The following is a 14855-nucleotide window of genomic DNA, read 5'->3' on the forward strand; positions in this document are numbered from 1 at the left end:
GGAATGCTTGTTCTGCGGCGGATAAAATCAACCACTTCGGCGGTTTCCTGCCTTGAGCCGTCATCCGCGACAATAATCTCATCCGGCAGACGGGTTTGCGATAAAGCCGATTTCAACACCAGCTCCAGAGCATCTGGGCGGTTGTAAGTGGTAATGATGAGGGAGACGGTTATCGTGCGGTTGCGCTCGTAGAGTTTGACATATTTGTAATACGAACCTTGTGCGTTGGAAACTGAAATCGTCAGGCCGTCTGCACCATAGGCAAAGCCGCGCTTGAGCAGATAGTTCTTCACAAACGATACGCCGCCATGCAGCAAAGCCTTAACCGGCGAACTGTCTTTCTTGAAGCGGTTTTCTTCCGCATACAGCGAACTGTACTGCTGCATTTTCTGAATCAGCCCTTCGGCGTTTTCAAAAGAATAATGTTTCAGACGGCCATCAAGTTGTTTAATCTTAGCTTCCTGCGGCAACACCAAAGACTCATGCACCTGACGGTCAGAAAAACGGGTAAATTTTCGATGATAAAGGCGTGGAATAATATCCGGATACCAGCCGCAGCCTTTAATCAGTCTGCCGTGGTAATGGTTCAGACGGGAAAGCGAAAAAATATGTTCCTTCTCATTTTCCAAAACGGCCGCACGAATGGATTCGATTAAAGCCTCATCCGCCACTTCATCGCTGTCTATGCTGAAAATCCAATCGTTTTGCGCCAGTCTGGCCGCCAGATTTTTCATCGGGCCAAACCCGATAAAGTCATGCTTGTAATAGCTGACATTGGGAAAGCCCTTGGCAATTTCAAAAGTACGGTCGGTCGAGCCGTTGTCCAACAGCAGGACTTCGTCAAAGTCTTTCAGCGCACTCAAAACTTCTGAAAGATAACGTTCTGAATTTTTTACCAACATGGCGGCGGTTGCCGGAATTGTGTGCATCATAAAAAGGCCGTCTGAAAAAGGAAGCTGTATTTTAACCGATATACCGCTACAATATGTCCTCCTTTTTTCAGACGGCCTGACTCATGCAGCTTATTCTTGCCCCCATGCAAGGGCTGGTGGACGATGTGATGCGCGACCTGTTGACGCGTATCGGCGGATTTGACGAATGCGTCAGCGAATTTGTCCGCATTACGCACACGGTCCACTCACGCGCCACTTGGCTTAAATATGTTCCCGAAATCGCCCATGCCAACCGCACGCCGGCCGGCACGCCCTGTACTGTCCAGCTTTTGGGCAGCGATGCGGAAAACATGGCCGTCAATGCTTTGGAAGCCGTGCGTTTCGGTGCGGACAAAATCGACCTCAACTTCGGCTGCCCCGCGCCGACGGTCAATAAACACAAAGGCGGTGCAGTCTTGCTCAAAGAGCCCGACTTGATTTACCACATCGTCCACACCCTGCGCCAACGCCTGCCACAACACATTCCGCTGACTGCCAAGATGCGGCTCGGTTATGAAGACAAAAGTCTGGCATTGGAATGCGCCTCCGCGATTGAAAACGGCGGTGCATGCGCGTTAACCGTCCATGCGCGCACCAAAGTCGAAGGCTACGAACCGCCAGCACATTGGGAATGGGTGCGCAAAATCCGCGATGCAGTCAATATTTCCGTTACTGCCAACGGCGATGTGTTCAGCCTTCAAGACTATCTCGACATTAAAACCGTCAGCGGCTGCGACAGCGTGATGCTCGGGCGCGGCGCGGTTATCCGTCCCGACTTGGCGCGGCAAATCAAGCAATATGAAAACGGCGAAACAGTCAAAGACACCGACTTTGCCGAAGTCTCCTCATGGATAGTCCAATTCTTCGACTTATGCCTTGCTAAAGAAGCCAACAACAAATATCCGGTTGCCCGTTTGAAACAGTGGCTGGGCATGATGAAAAAAGAGTTTGAACAAGCGCAGGTATTGTTTGACCGCATCCGCGCCGTCAAAGAAGCGGATGAAGTGAAACAGATTCTGCTGTCGTTTGAACAAGAGATGCATTTATGATTCAAAAAGGCCGTCTGAATTTCAGACGGCCTTTAATATGATTACTGACAGATATAATCAGCCAACAGTCTGCCTTTTTCTGCACTGGCTGCATTGGCCATATTCACATGCCTGGTCTCAGGGCCATTCTTGGATTTCAGGGCTTCGCCATATTTTCTGGCAAACTCTTTATTGGCACTGGTCACTCTTGACTCAGTGGCATCCAATATAAACCCGTCTTGCTCATATTTGCCTTGCGCAGTAATAATCAAGATATTTTCAGGTGAAGGATAATCCGGGAAATTAACATAGTTGGTAACCAGCTTGTAGGAAACGCCTTTGCCGTGTTTCATATCCTGACAGATGCCGTTAGGCGCGGTAAAGACTGCATGGCCGATACGGCCGTGGCCGAAATCGTAAAAATCGATTCTCTTCGCAGAAGCCAATTGTTTTTTATCGTTGCCGTCATTGATATTTAATGACTTGCCGTTTACCAAAAACAGGGTTGGCAACAAGGGGCTGCCATGAGAGGCTTCCAAATTATATGCTTCGCCCAACAGCTTGCCCTGACGATACACAGTCAAGACAGGCTTTTTCAGACCATTTTCCGGATTGCCGGTTTTCTTAAAAGAAATCTTCTGAACCACATTGCCAAATTCATAATAAGGCCGCGACTGCACGCCTGTTTTCGTATCCTGCAAGGCGCTCCAGCTGCCGTCCGTCGTTTGGGCGCACGCAGTCAGAGCAACAAACAGAATACCCGATAGTAAAACTTTAGAATGTTTCATTCATAAACTCCTTCTCAAGTAAACAAAAGAACGGATGTGTGCCTTTACTGCTTATTTTTGTTTCTTTGTTAAAATTTTAGAACCATTGCACTAAATTAGCAAGGGATTAAACAACAGGCCGTCTGAACATTCAGACGGCCTTGATTAAGCTCAAATTTTTAAGAAGCCAAAACGCGGGAGAACAAAATCTCATTTTCCAAATGGATATGGTCTTTCAAATCATCCACCATCTCTTTGGCCAAAGTGTACAAACGGGTCCAGCTGCCGCAAGCGCCTTCGGGAAGCTCAAAATTGTAGGTCAATTCTTCCAGACGCGCGATGGCTTGATCGTGTTCTTCATGCTCGTGCATCATTACGCTGATGGGCATTGCCGCGCCGCGACCCACGCCCTGATTAATCATTGGGAACAACATGCGCTCCTCTTTCATCATGTGCATCAACAGCTCGTTTTGCATATAGGCCAACAAATCAGGAACTTCGGCAGGGAAAGTATCAGCATGAACCTGCGCCACTTTTTGCGCCAGCGGAACCAACTCTTCAAACTGGGCGCGGTGGACATTGTGGTAACGCTGCAAAATATGGTCAATGGTGGAATTGAAAGGCGCGGTTTCCCAAAGGGTAAAGTCGGTCATGGCTGTGTTCCTTTAAAGATTTATATTGAATGAATGTTAGACATAAGGATACACGCTGCAAACGGCTTTGTATAGTTTTTTAATTGCTTAATTAATTGATAATAAAAGTTATTTTCAAATTGAAAATAACAAACAGGCCATCTGAAACATAAAGCTGAAGTTTCAGACGGCCTGCCCTTTTCTTAAATAATCCAACGATATAACGCAATCATTACCGGCATGGTTACCACACAAAGCAAGGTCGTCAGTCCATAAATTGCGCTGGCTTTTTGGGCATTTTTGCCGTAAACAACCGCCATTTGAGTAACTGTCGCGGCGGCAGGCGAAGTCGTTGCCAAAAAGCTAATTAAAACTACCGTATCCGCATGCGCATCATGATGGGCAAAACCACAGACTTTGACGGCAAAAAGCAATAATATCGGAATCAAAATCAACCTTAAAAAAGCAACGAGATAAAGCCTCGGCGTCCACATAATCGAGCGCAGCGGCAAAGAAGCCAAAAGCATGCCTGCCACCAACATAGCAACCGGGCCAATCATACTGCCCACCGTCGCCAAAGTATTATCGACAATGTGCGGCAGCTTGATTTGAAAGACAAACATCAGCAGCCCGACCAGCATGGATAAGATATTGATATTAGTGAAAATGGTTTTCCAAGCTACATTGCCGCGGCCGCAAATCAACAGACGCAGATGCGTCCAAAACAAAAACGTCTGCACCATGATAAAACCGCTGGTGTAAATCACCCATTCCGCACCAAATACCGACATCACCAAAGGGATAATCAGGTTGCCCGAATTGCTGTACACCGTCGCCGCGTGTTCGAGCGCATCGAGTTTGAACAAGTGTTTAAACAACCTGCCCAAAACAATCAATACCACATGGAAAAACACCGCCAACATGACGGAAAGCTTCAGCCCTTCGATAATCTGCGGCGTATTGTCCATCTGAAAGGCATGAATCATGACAGACGGGCTGATCAAGTAAAGCGCGATGACCGAGAGCGTATAGCTGTTTTCCGATTTCAACAGCCCTGCCTTCACTAAGGCCACGCCCATCAAAACAATCAGCGTCAGCTCGATAATTTTTCCGGCAAGCAGGAAAGAGGTTTCCATAATAAAAAAAGCGGCAAAAACGTTGATTTTACGCTTGTACCGCTTGGCATGCCAAATGCAGACGGCCTGAAGCCTTTTTCCAACAACCCGACATAATTTGCCCTACCGCAAAGCAAATCAATATAAATCTGTCCGTATATCCGCTATAATCAGCCATTTTCTTCAAACAGGAAACATCATGTCCCCCAGCCGTTTCAATCAAACGGGCCCCAAAATCGGCCTGAGCGTACGCCTTGCAGAAACCCAAGCTGAAATCGAAGCCGCCCAAAGATTGCGCTATCAGGTTTTTGCCCAAGAATTGGGTGCAGAAATCGAAAGCGATGACGGCCGCGATGTCGATCCTTATGATGAACATTGCCACCATCTGCTCGCGTTTGACGATGCAACCGGCGAGGTAATCGGCTGTTACCGCCTGATTACCGAAGAAACCGCAAAAAAAGTCGGCGGCTGGTACAGCGAGCATGAATTCGACCTTGAGCCTTTGAAAGACATTCTGCCGCAAACCGTCGAACTCGGCCGCGCCTGTACCCACCCGGACTACCGCAACGGCGGCTTGGTCATGCTGTTGTGGACCGGTTTGGTCAAATTCATGAAAGACGAAAACCTGCGCTTTATGATTGGCTGCGGCAGTATCGAAATGCGCGACGGCGGCAACGATGCGGCCGGCCTGTATCATGCTTTAAAAGACAAATACCTCGCTCCGGAACAATGGCGCGTCAAACCGCTCAACCCGCTCAAATGGGACAGCATCACGCCGTCTGAAAATCCCCCCGTACCCGCACTGATCAAAGGCTATCTCAAAGCAGGCGCGTGGTTCTGCGGCGAGCCTTGCGTCGATGAAGCATTCAACTGCGCAGATGTGCTGATCATGATGGATATCAACCACCTTTCCGACCGCTACCTGCAGCGTTTTGCCCCTAAAACCGATTCATAATAAAAGGCCGTCTGAAACTTCAAACGGCCTGCCTAATCTTTATAAAAACACACACAATGACCGCCAAAATCCGTTTTATCTTCCGTCTTCTCTGCATTGCCGGCTGCCTTTTGTACGGCATGGCCGAAATGTTTTTTCTGTTTCCCTTTTACAGCAGCAAACGCAAACTGCGCGCGATTCAATTATGGTCGCTGCGCGTGCTCGCTTCCTGCGGCATGAACCTGCAAACTTTCGGCACTCCGCCGCAAGAAGGCCGCGGCCAAATGCTTATCAGCAACCATATTTCATGGTTGGATATTATGGCGGTTAACGGCGCTTTCCCCGGCCGTTTCGTGGCTAAAGACGATGTGGCCAAATGGCCGGTGGTCGGTTATCTTGCCACACAGGCGCAAACGGTTTACGTCTCGCGCAACCGCGGCATCAAAGGCAATTCTGCCAAAATCGCCGGCGTAACCGAAGCGCTGAAAAACGGCGATACCGTCACCATTTTTCCCGAAGGCACCAGTACCGAAGGCCGTGAAATCCTGCCGTTCAAACCCAGCTTTTTTCAGACGGCCTATGATGCAGGCGTACCAATTATTCCGGCACTCTGCCGCTATCCGAATCCGGACGGCAGCAGCCCCAATCCGCACACTGCCTACTACGGCGACATCAGCCTCTGGCAATCCATCTGCATGGTCATCAGTCAGCCTTCCAGTACAGTCGAGTTGCATTTCCTCGATCCGATTGAAGCGGGAGAAGACCGATACGCTACTGCGCTTCAAGTACACGCCCTGTTGAGCGAAAAGCAAAAACAGTTGGGCTGATCAATAAAAGGCCGTCTGAATGTTCAGACGGCCTTTTCCATTATCTTATGTCTTAAGATGAATATTGCACCGAATCGCTACCGCTTTTCTTTTGAATAAATTCAATTTTGTAGCCATCCGGATCTTCAACAAACGCAATCACAGTCGTGCCGTGTTTCATCGGGCCGGCTTCGCGTACCACTTTACCGCCCATTTCTTTGACACGTTCGCACGCCGCATAAGCATCATCGACTTCAATCGCGATATGGCCGTAAGCATCGCCCAAGTTGTAAGACTCGGTATCCCAGTTGTGGGTCAGTTCTAAAACAGTATGGTCTGCCTCATCGCCATAACCGACAAAAGCCAAAGTAAAACGGCCTTCAGGATAATCGCGGCGGCGCAGCAGTTGCATATTCAATACGTTTTGATAGAAATCCAAAGAGCGTTCGAGATTGCCGACACGCAGCATAGTATGAAGCAAGCGCATGATTTTGTTCCTTTCTGAATTATGTTTGGTCATGGATTATAACACATCGGGCATTTACCCTCCCCAACTTAGAAAATGCTGATACTTAAACCTTGTGAAAATGAAGCGTATCCCTATCGCCAGTTGAATTTAATTTATTAACAAGCACACCGACTGACTAAATTGCTATAATCGCCACACTTACAACACAACACTTCAAACCGTCATGAAAACCTTTGTTCTTCCAGATACCCGCCCTTATCCGCAGAGCCCTATCAAAAACTACCTTCTGCTCAATGCCTATCAGCTGGCGCACAACTCCTCCTCCGCATCGCGCAAGCTTTCGGCCGGCCAACTGCAAACCGAAATCCGCACCATGCTCAGCCAAAACCATTACATCAACCTTTCATTGGCAATGACCATGGCGCCCGATGTCGGCACTTACACCAGCCTGATTCAAAGCGTAGGCGAAGTCCTGAAGGCAGAAAACGATAACGAAGCCCAATGGTTTGCCCTGCCTGTCGTTTTGGTCGCCGGTTGCAAAAAAGAACAAACCCTGCCGCTTACGCTGCCTACCGAAGCACTCTTCGCCTGCCTGCAAAACTACCCCAACCTGCGTACCCTCACGCAAAACACGCAATGGCTGCCTTACCTCGTCCAATCTACCGACTTGAGCAGCGTTACCCCGGGCGAGTGGTTCCAAGCCAAGCAAAACGATGAAGCGGCAGGCGCATTCCTGCAAAAATTCGAATACAAACCATTGACGCTGCCCGAAGGTCAATCCGTCCATGTTGTTTACGCGCTGGGCTACGGCAATAAAGACATTCAGACTGCCTTGGGCCTTAACCTGCAACAGGCAGGCCTGCCATTGATGCAGGTTTGGCAAGAGCATCTCGCCCTCGACGGCGTTACCCTCTTTACCAACCCGCTCTCGCCCAATACGCCGCTTGACGCGCTTACCGACGGCAGCCACACCCGCCAACGCATGGCCATGGACGTTTTTGCCACCAACGCCATCCGCGCCATCCGTATGCAAAGCCCGCGCGTCGGCGTTGTTGCCGCAGCGAAAGCGGACGGCAAGCTCCAGTTCAGCTTCAACGCGACAGACAGCGCGTTTGAAATCGTTCCGCAGACCTTCACTTGGGAGCTTGCATCAACCGACAATATCGCCATCGTTCAGCAAAACTTCCTCGACCTGATGGCCGAATGCCGAATCGAGCACCTCTACCTGCTGCACAACCCATTGGGCGAAAACGAGAACATCCCTACTTATGCCCAAGCGTTGAAACTAGAAGGCCATAATCCTTTCTTCAGCAATGTAAACTAAATTGAAAATGCAACACGCCAAGGCCGTCTGAAAACGGTTTAGCGTGTTGCATTGATTTTCAAACCTTACCGCTCATTTTCACGCATATGAAAACCCACAAAATCCTTTTCGTCTGCCTCGGCAACATCTGCCGCTCCCCTATGGCCGAATACGTCCTGCGCCACCGCGCCCGCAAAGCAGGCATGGGCAATGCCGTCATTACAGCCAGCGCAGGCACGTCAGGTTGGCACGACGGGGAAAACATGCACGAAGGCACGCGCCGTGTACTCAAACAACACGGCATCGACCCGTCAGGCTTTACCAGCAGCAAAATCAAACCCAGCGATGCCGAACATTTCGACTACATCATCGTGATGGACGACAACAACCTCAGAGAAACCGAAAAGCAGCTCGGCTTCCACCCCGGCAAAATCTTCAAACTGACCGACCTTATCCCCGATTCAGGTTACAACCACGTTCCTGATCCGTGGTACACGGGCGACTTTGACGAAACCTACCGTCTGGTCGATGCCGGCAGTTTTGCCTTGTTGGAAAAACTGAAACAGGCTTAAACCGACTTTAATAATAAAAGGCCGTCTGAACAGGTATTTGCAAAAGCCATGCTTTCGTGATTACCTGTTCAGACGGCCCTATTGATTACTGCAATCAACCTACACGATAAAACGCCAGGCTGCCCAATAAATTCGGCAGATGTTTAACCTGTCGGTTGCCCGTCATGACCGCACGCTCAAGCACGCGGATTTTGTTTTTGGCACACAGCAAATCAAAGTCTTTGAGGGTACACCAATGGATATTGGGCGTATCGTACCAATGATACGGCATCCGCTCGGAAACCGGCATATGGCCGCCAATGGCGATTTGAAAGCGGTTGCGCCAGTAGCCGAAGTTAGGGAAGCTGACAATAGCCTGCTTGGCCACGCGCATCAGGCAGCGCAGGATTTTTTCCGTGTTCTGCATCGCCTGAATGGTTTGGCTCAAGACAATCACATCAAAGCTTTGATCGCCAAAAGCCACCAAACCTTCTTCCAAATCGGCTTGAATGACGTTCACACCGCGGGATATGGCGGCAATCACGCTGTCGGTATCGATTTCAACACCGTAGCCGGTGCAATTTTTATGTTCCACCAACGCAGCCAACAGCTCGCCGTCGCCGCAGCCTAAATCGAGTACGCGGCTGCCTTCGGGTATCCAATCGTAAATGAGTTGCAAATCGTCGCGCAGATTCATTTTTGGCAGTCCTTGTAAACGTTGTTCATATAAGCGGCAACCGCGCGGATATAGGCTTCGTCTTCCATCAAGAACGCATCGTGGCCGTGATTGGATTTGACTTCAATGTACTGCACGGATTTTTGCGCGGCGATTAATGCCTTGACCAATTCATGCGAACGTTGCGGCGAAAAGCGCCAGTCGGTGCTGAAGCTGGCAACAAAAAACTTGGCCTGCACATTCTCCACAGCGCGCGTGAGGTTGTGGCCGTAATCGGCGGCCGGGTCGAAGTAGTCAAGCGCCTTGGTCATCAGCAGATAAGTGTTGGCATCAAAGCGGCCGACAAACTTGTCGCCTTGATAGCGAAGATAAGATTCCACTTCAAACTCAACGCCGTAACCATACTGATAACCGTCTGATTTTAAATCGCGGCCGAATTTTTTACCCAAGCCGTCTTCGGCAAGATAAGTGATGTGTCCCATCATGCGCGCGATACGCAAACCGCGTGAAGGAACGGTATGATGGCTGCGGTAATTGCCTTCATGGAAATCGGGATCGGTCAAAATGGCCTGACGGGCAACATCGTTAAACGCGATGTTTTGAGTGGAAAGTTTAGGCGCAGAAGCGATGACGAGCGCGTGGGCAACGCGTTCAGGCAAAGAAATCGTCCATTGCAATGCCTGCATACCGCCCAAGCTGCCGCCGACAATGGCCGCCCATTTTTGAATGCCGAGATAATCGGCAAGCATGGATTGGGACTTCACCCAGTCTTTGACGGTTACGACAGGGAAATCCGCGCCATATTCGTGGCCGGTTTCAGGATTTTCAGACAAAGGGCCGGTACTGCCGTCGCAGCCGCCCAAGTTGTTCAACCCGACTACGAAAAAGCGGTCGGTATCGATGGGTTTGCCGGGGCCAACCATATTGTCCCACCAGCCGGCGTATTTATCCTCCGCACTGTGCTTGCCGGCAACGTGATGATTGCCTGACAGGGCGTGGCAGATAAGGACGGCATTGCTTTTGTCGGCATTGAGTGTGCCATAGGTTTCAATCATCAGGTCGAAACGGGGTAAGGTTTTGCCGTTTTCCAGAGCAAGCGGTGTGTCAAACGGGATTTTCTGGGGCGTTACAATGCCCACTGAGGCATTTGTTGTCATTTGTAATTTCCAAGTGAAGCGGCAAAAGGGGTATTATAACGTTTCGTTTTTGTTTTGTGCATGAGGCTTCAGACGGCCTGCCCTGATTAAAGGCAATATTTTTGGGAGAATGTGGAATGATTGGCAGGCTTTTGCGATTTTTTTTCTTTTGCGCCATAGCGGCATTGATTGTGAACCGTTTGTTCAGCCGCCAACAAAAGCGCACCATTCGGGAAATCGCCAAAATCAGCGCGTGGGTATTGCTGGGTGCGGCGGCGGCTACGCTGTTTTGGTATTTGATGATGCTGTTTTTCAAGCATATTCCCAATTCTTATTGAAATAAAATATAAAAGGCCGTCTGAAAACCTTAATCCAGCGTTTTCAGACGGCCTTTTGATGTTCAAATTTAAAACAATTCTTCCGGAATCTTGCAAACCGGAATCGGATTGACTTTGTGCTGCATAGCTTTGTGCAATCGGGTATAGATTGCCAAAACTTCGCGCTGTCTGCCTTCAAAATCTTCAGGCTTGTGGCTGCCGTACACGCTCATCGCCCATTCGAGTTCGGGATAAGATGCGCCCATTTGTTCTTCATCGGTACGCTCGATATCCCAAAGTCCGTCCGTCGGTACGGCTTTTTGAATGTCTTCCGAGACGTCCAGCTCGGCTGCCAACGCGTACACTTGAGTTTTGGTCAAATCGGCAATCGGGCTGATGTCCACGCCGCCGTCACCGTATTTGGTGAAGAAACCGACGCCGAAATCTTCAATTTTGTTGCCCGTCCCCGCCACCAGCAAACCATGCAGCTGACCGTAATAATAAAGCGTCGTCATGCGCAGGCGGCTGCGTGCATTGGCAAGTGCCAGCTGTTTGTTGGGAAATTCGGTTTCGCTGACGTCAACGGTATCGGCAAACGTATCGAAAGTTTGGGTCAAGTCGACGCTTTGCACTTTTACATTCGGATAACGCTGTTTCAGACGGCCCATGTGTTCTTGAGCGCGGTTGACTTGGTCGGCTTTCTGACGAATCGGCATTTCCAACAACAAAACCGACAAACCGGTTTGCGCTGCAAGGGTGGAAACCACGGCAGAATCGATGCCGCCGGATACGCCGACGACAAAACCTTTGGCACGCGCCTGCTCGGCGTAATCTTTGAGCCATTGAACAATATGGCGGATGATGGCTTGGGTTTGCATAGGGATAAATGTTCGCTTCAAATAAAACGAATGATAGCCTGATTTGCACTTGTCTGAAAGACGACAGGGTATAATACCCTTTTTATTTCTTGCACACACACCATGTCCAAACCCATCCTTCTGCGCTGGCTCGTCGTCTGCCTGATTCCGCTCGCCACCCTTTTGTGGTTTGCCCTCAACCCGCCCGAAGACAAAACGCAACACCTCATCAACGGCATCATCCTTGCCTGCGAAGCCACGTTCCTATTCAAGTTCGTCCTTTTTGACGTCATCAAACACCACCTCAAACAAGAGCCCGAATTGAAACGGCAAAGCATTTGGATGTTTATCCCGATTATTTTGCTGATTGTTTATTTATTCCACTATTTCGGCGCATTCTGATGTTTTCAGACGGCCTTGGGCATATTTTTCCATGAACACCACCCCACCTTATACCTGCTGGATTTTCTGCAACGTCATCGACAACTTCGGCGACATCGGCGTTTCATGGCGGCTGGCGCGTGTTTTGCAACGCGAACTCAACTGGCAAGTGCATTTGTGGACAGACGACTTTCCGTCCCTTCAGGCACTCTGCCCTGACTTGGCCTCGATTCCCAATATCCATCAAGGCATCGGCATTCACGCTTGGCAAGCCGACTACGCCGAAGATACCGATACAGCCCCTACCCCCGACATTGTCATCGAAACCTTCGCCTGCGAACTGCCCGACAACGTTCAAACCATCATCCGCCAACACCAACCGCTTTGGCTCAACTGGGAATACCTCAGCGCGGAAGACAGCAACGAGAGGCTGCACTTAATGCCCTCGCCCCAGGCCGGCGGCATACAGAAATACTTTTGGTTTATGGGTTTCAGCGAAAAAAGCGGCGGCCTGCTGCGCGAACGCGATTACGCCGAATCGGCCGGATTTGATACGGAAGCCTTACGCCGACAACTCAAACTTCCCGCAAAAAACGCGTCCGAGTGGCTGCTTTTCGGCTATCAAAGCGATATTTGGGCAAAATGGCTGACTATGTGGCAACAGGCCGGCCAACCCATTACCCTGCTGCTTGCAGGTACACAAATCATCGCCAGTCTGAAAAACAGCGACCTAGTACCGCAAAATGCCCTGCTTGAAGACGGCGATGTGTATCAGAGCGAACACATTACCCTGATCAAAATCCCTTTTGTCCCCCAACAGGATTTCGACAAACTGCTCAACCTTGCCGACGGCGCTATCATACGCGGCGAAGACAGCTTTGTTCGCGCCCAGCTTGCCGGAAAGCCTTTCTTTTGGCACATCTATCCGCAAGAAGAAAATATCCATCTCGACAAACTGCACGCTTTTTGGGACAAAGCGCATCAGGTTTATCCGGATGTTGTCGCCACGGCACACCACCGCCTTTCCGACGAACTCAACAACGGTGATGCACTCAGCGACAGCCAGCGCCTGCAGGCATGGCAAACCCTGACTGCACACCAAAATGAATGGCGGCAAAGCGCGGCAAAATGGCGGGATGGACTTTTTGCTCAAAAAAGTGCCGTTGAAAAACTTGCCGCCTTTATTTCAAAGCACAAAAAAATACGCTAAAATAGCGCGTTTTATTACAACCGATTTGATTGGAAAACTACAATGAAAACAGCACAAGAACTGCGCGCCGGCAACGTATTCATGGTCGGCAACGATCCTATGGTCGTTCAAAAAACCGAATACATCAAAGGCGGCCGCTCTTCCGCCAAAGTCAGCATGAAACTGAAAAACCTGCTGACCGGTGCCGCTTCTGAAACCATTTACAAAGCCGACGACAAATTCGACGTCGTTATCCTGTCCCGCAAAAACTGTACTTACAGCTACTTTGCCGATCCTATGTACGTCTTCATGGACGAAGAATTCAACCAATACGAAATCGAAGCCGACAACATCGGCGACGCGTTGAAATTCATCGTTGACGGTATGGAAGACCAATGCGAAGTTACTTTCTACGAAGGCAACCCAATCTCCGTAGAATTGCCTACCATCATCGTTCGCGAAGTTGAATACACCGAGCCTGCCGTTAAAGGCGATACCTCCGGTAAAGTGATGAAAACCGCGCGTCTGGTCGGCGGCACTGAAATCCAAGTGATGTCTTATATCGAAAACGGTGACAAAATCGAAATCGATACCCGTACCGGCGAATTCCGCAAACGTGCTTAATCAGCCCGTAACACAAAAAGGCCGTCTGAATATTCAGACGGCCTTTTTATCAATCTACCTTATTGTTTCTTCAAGCCCTTGGCTGCAACAGTCGCAATCGTACCGTCAATGCCTTTGCTCTTAATCAGCTCGCCAAATTGGTTGCGGTATACCGTTACCAAGCTGGTACCGTCCACGCGGATATTGTAAATCTTATACGCACCGCCACTTTGGTAAAGCTGGTAGGCCACTTCATACTTGGTGCCTTTTTTGGTCTGAATTTCCGAGAAAACGTCAAACTTATTGCCGTTTGCCGTCATCTTCGGCAACAGGCGTACATTCGCATCCGCCGCACCAATCAGTGCAGAATGCGAGTACATCGCAATCACCATGTCTTTGAATGCACGGATAAAATCAGTTTTCTGTTTGGCAGAAAATTCACGCCATGGCGCGCCGACAGCCAAAGCCGAAATACGTTCATAATCCAAATAACGGTTGGCATACTGCTCAACCTGTTTCACACGTTGCGCTTCTGTCAAAGAAGTATTGCGTGCAATTTTCAGCACAGCATCAATATTCTGCTGCATCTGCTTTTGCGCAGGATGCGTTTCCGCCGCCACATAGGGCGCGGCAATCACCATCGGCGCGGCCACAATCAAAGTCTGAAGAAAACGGTTCATGACGATATCCATCCAAAATAAAACCGCATTTTAAAAACAATCTATTCCAAAAAACTTAATTCTTTGTAAAAGCAGTCATGAGCAATGAAAAATCCTGCAATCAAATTTCAGACGGCCTGATAAAAATAAGATAACATGTGAACACTATTTTAAAAGGAAAAAGCCATGCCCTACGTCAACATCAAAGTAACCGGCGGCAACGAAGCCCCGAGTGCGGAACAAAAAGCCGAATTAATTCGCGGCGTCACCGAATTACTCTCACGCGTTCTCAACAAAAATCCCGAGACGACCGTCGTCGTCATCGACGAAATCAATATGGACAACTGGGGCATAGGCGGTAAAAGCGTGACGGTTCGCCGTGCTGAAGCGCGCAATAAGTAAGCTTTGGACGTCTGAAGCTCTTTTAATTTACCCACAAAAAGAGTACATTTATCCCATTGTTAACAATTTTACGGAACACACATCATGGAGAAATTCCC

General features: G+C 49.4%; 19 protein-coding genes. 10 read left to right on the top strand and 9 right to left on the bottom strand.

From position 1 onward, the window contains the following. On the bottom strand, window positions 1-932 hold a 932-nt coding region (locus ACTHS3_RS00835; RefSeq protein WP_440366847.1), incomplete at its 3' end, for a glycosyltransferase family 2 protein. Window positions 933-1015: 83 nt separating this feature from the next. Between ACTHS3_RS00835 and ACTHS3_RS00840 the strand changes: the two genes are divergently transcribed. Beyond that, complete coding sequence (locus tag ACTHS3_RS00840; protein ID WP_070587787.1) at window positions 1016-1981, top strand: tRNA dihydrouridine synthase; 966 nt, start codon at window positions 1016-1018, stop codon at window positions 1979-1981. Window positions 1982-2022: 41 nt separating this feature from the next. Here the strand turns inward: ACTHS3_RS00840 and ACTHS3_RS00845 are convergent, their stop codons facing one another. The 3 genes from ACTHS3_RS00845 to ACTHS3_RS00855 form a co-directional block, all read right to left on the bottom strand. Further along, window positions 2023-2748, bottom strand: coding sequence for a hypothetical protein (locus ACTHS3_RS00845; RefSeq protein ID WP_070587789.1), 726 nt, complete (start codon window positions 2746-2748; stop codon window positions 2023-2025). A gap of 158 nt (window positions 2749-2906) precedes the next feature. Next, window positions 2907-3380 (bottom strand): iron-sulfur cluster repair protein DnrN, encoded by a 474-nt coding sequence (gene dnrN, locus ACTHS3_RS00850; protein ID WP_070625409.1) that lies wholly within the window; start codon window positions 3378-3380, stop codon window positions 2907-2909. Window positions 3381-3562: 182 nt separating this feature from the next. Continuing rightward, window positions 3563-4495, bottom strand: a complete 933-nt coding sequence (locus tag ACTHS3_RS00855) for an AEC family transporter (RefSeq protein WP_070625411.1) — start codon at window positions 4493-4495, stop codon at window positions 3563-3565. 178 nt (window positions 4496-4673) lie between these two features. Here ACTHS3_RS00855 and ACTHS3_RS00860 point away from each other — a divergent pair, with 178 nt between their 5' ends. Continuing rightward, a complete protein-coding gene (locus ACTHS3_RS00860) occupies window positions 4674-5429 on the top strand; it encodes a GNAT family N-acetyltransferase (RefSeq protein ID WP_070625413.1) in 756 nt (251 codons plus the stop codon). 56 nt (window positions 5430-5485) lie between these two features. After that, window positions 5486-6235: a lysophospholipid acyltransferase family protein gene (locus ACTHS3_RS00865; protein ID WP_070625415.1), complete on the top strand. Its 750-nt coding sequence runs from the start codon at window positions 5486-5488 to the stop codon at window positions 6233-6235. A 52-nt stretch (window positions 6236-6287) separates the two neighbouring features. Here ACTHS3_RS00865 and gloA read toward each other — a convergent pair whose 3' ends face one another. Beyond that, entirely contained in the window at window positions 6288-6701 is a 414-nt protein-coding gene (gloA, locus tag ACTHS3_RS00870; RefSeq protein ID WP_039864394.1) for a lactoylglutathione lyase, read from the bottom strand. Between the two features lie 205 nt (window positions 6702-6906). Here gloA and ACTHS3_RS00875 point away from each other — a divergent pair, with 205 nt between their 5' ends. Continuing rightward, a complete protein-coding gene (locus tag ACTHS3_RS00875; protein WP_003685151.1) occupies window positions 6907-8007 on the top strand; it encodes a hypothetical protein in 1101 nt (366 codons plus the stop codon). Window positions 8008-8093: 86 nt separating this feature from the next. After that, window positions 8094-8558: a low molecular weight protein-tyrosine-phosphatase gene (locus ACTHS3_RS00880; protein ID WP_049344703.1), complete on the top strand. Its 465-nt coding sequence runs from the start codon at window positions 8094-8096 to the stop codon at window positions 8556-8558. Between the two features lie 94 nt (window positions 8559-8652). Here ACTHS3_RS00880 and metW read toward each other — a convergent pair whose 3' ends face one another. Together metW and metX are read right to left on the bottom strand one after the other, a co-directional pair. Continuing rightward, complete coding sequence (metW, locus tag ACTHS3_RS00885; protein WP_049329691.1) at window positions 8653-9234, bottom strand: methionine biosynthesis protein MetW; 582 nt, start codon at window positions 9232-9234, stop codon at window positions 8653-8655. Next, the gene (gene metX / locus ACTHS3_RS00890) at window positions 9231-10370 is read right to left on the bottom strand and encodes a homoserine O-succinyltransferase MetX (RefSeq protein WP_063068764.1); all 1140 of its coding nucleotides are present in this window, start codon (window positions 10368-10370) and stop codon (window positions 9231-9233) included. Before metX ends, metW begins: the two co-directional genes overlap by 4 nt. A gap of 116 nt (window positions 10371-10486) precedes the next feature. Between metX and ACTHS3_RS00895 the strand changes: the two genes are divergently transcribed. Next, window positions 10487-10687: a protein MIGRI gene (locus ACTHS3_RS00895; protein ID WP_003747144.1), complete on the top strand. Its 201-nt coding sequence runs from the start codon at window positions 10487-10489 to the stop codon at window positions 10685-10687. A gap of 68 nt (window positions 10688-10755) precedes the next feature. Here ACTHS3_RS00895 and nadE read toward each other — a convergent pair whose 3' ends face one another. Next, window positions 10756-11544 (bottom strand): NAD(+) synthase, encoded by a 789-nt coding sequence (gene nadE, locus ACTHS3_RS00900; RefSeq protein WP_070625417.1) that lies wholly within the window; start codon window positions 11542-11544, stop codon window positions 10756-10758. A 102-nt stretch (window positions 11545-11646) separates the two neighbouring features. On the opposite strand from nadE, the gene ACTHS3_RS00905 reads away from it, so the two are divergent. The 3 genes from ACTHS3_RS00905 to efp are packed head-to-tail and all read left to right on the top strand — an operon-like array spanning window position 11647 to window position 13717. Next, a complete protein-coding gene (locus ACTHS3_RS00905) occupies window positions 11647-11925 on the top strand; it encodes a hypothetical protein (protein ID WP_004519862.1) in 279 nt (92 codons plus the stop codon). A gap of 31 nt (window positions 11926-11956) precedes the next feature. Further along, complete coding sequence (gene earP / locus ACTHS3_RS00910) at window positions 11957-13114, top strand: elongation factor P maturation arginine rhamnosyltransferase EarP (protein WP_070625418.1); 1158 nt, start codon at window positions 11957-11959, stop codon at window positions 13112-13114. 42 nt (window positions 13115-13156) lie between these two features. After that, window positions 13157-13717, top strand: a complete 561-nt coding sequence (efp, locus tag ACTHS3_RS00915; protein ID WP_002213793.1) for an elongation factor P — start codon at window positions 13157-13159, stop codon at window positions 13715-13717. A gap of 59 nt (window positions 13718-13776) precedes the next feature. Here efp and ACTHS3_RS00920 read toward each other — a convergent pair whose 3' ends face one another. After that, the gene (locus tag ACTHS3_RS00920) at window positions 13777-14376 is read right to left on the bottom strand and encodes an MlaC/ttg2D family ABC transporter substrate-binding protein (RefSeq protein WP_039862173.1); all 600 of its coding nucleotides are present in this window, start codon (window positions 14374-14376) and stop codon (window positions 13777-13779) included. Window positions 14377-14541: 165 nt separating this feature from the next. Between ACTHS3_RS00920 and ACTHS3_RS00925 the strand changes: the two genes are divergently transcribed. Beyond that, a complete protein-coding gene (locus ACTHS3_RS00925; protein WP_004519865.1) occupies window positions 14542-14757 on the top strand; it encodes a tautomerase family protein in 216 nt (71 codons plus the stop codon). Window positions 14758-14855: the final 98 nt, after the last annotated feature.

The organism is Neisseria sp. P0009.S007 (genome assembly GCF_051962515.1).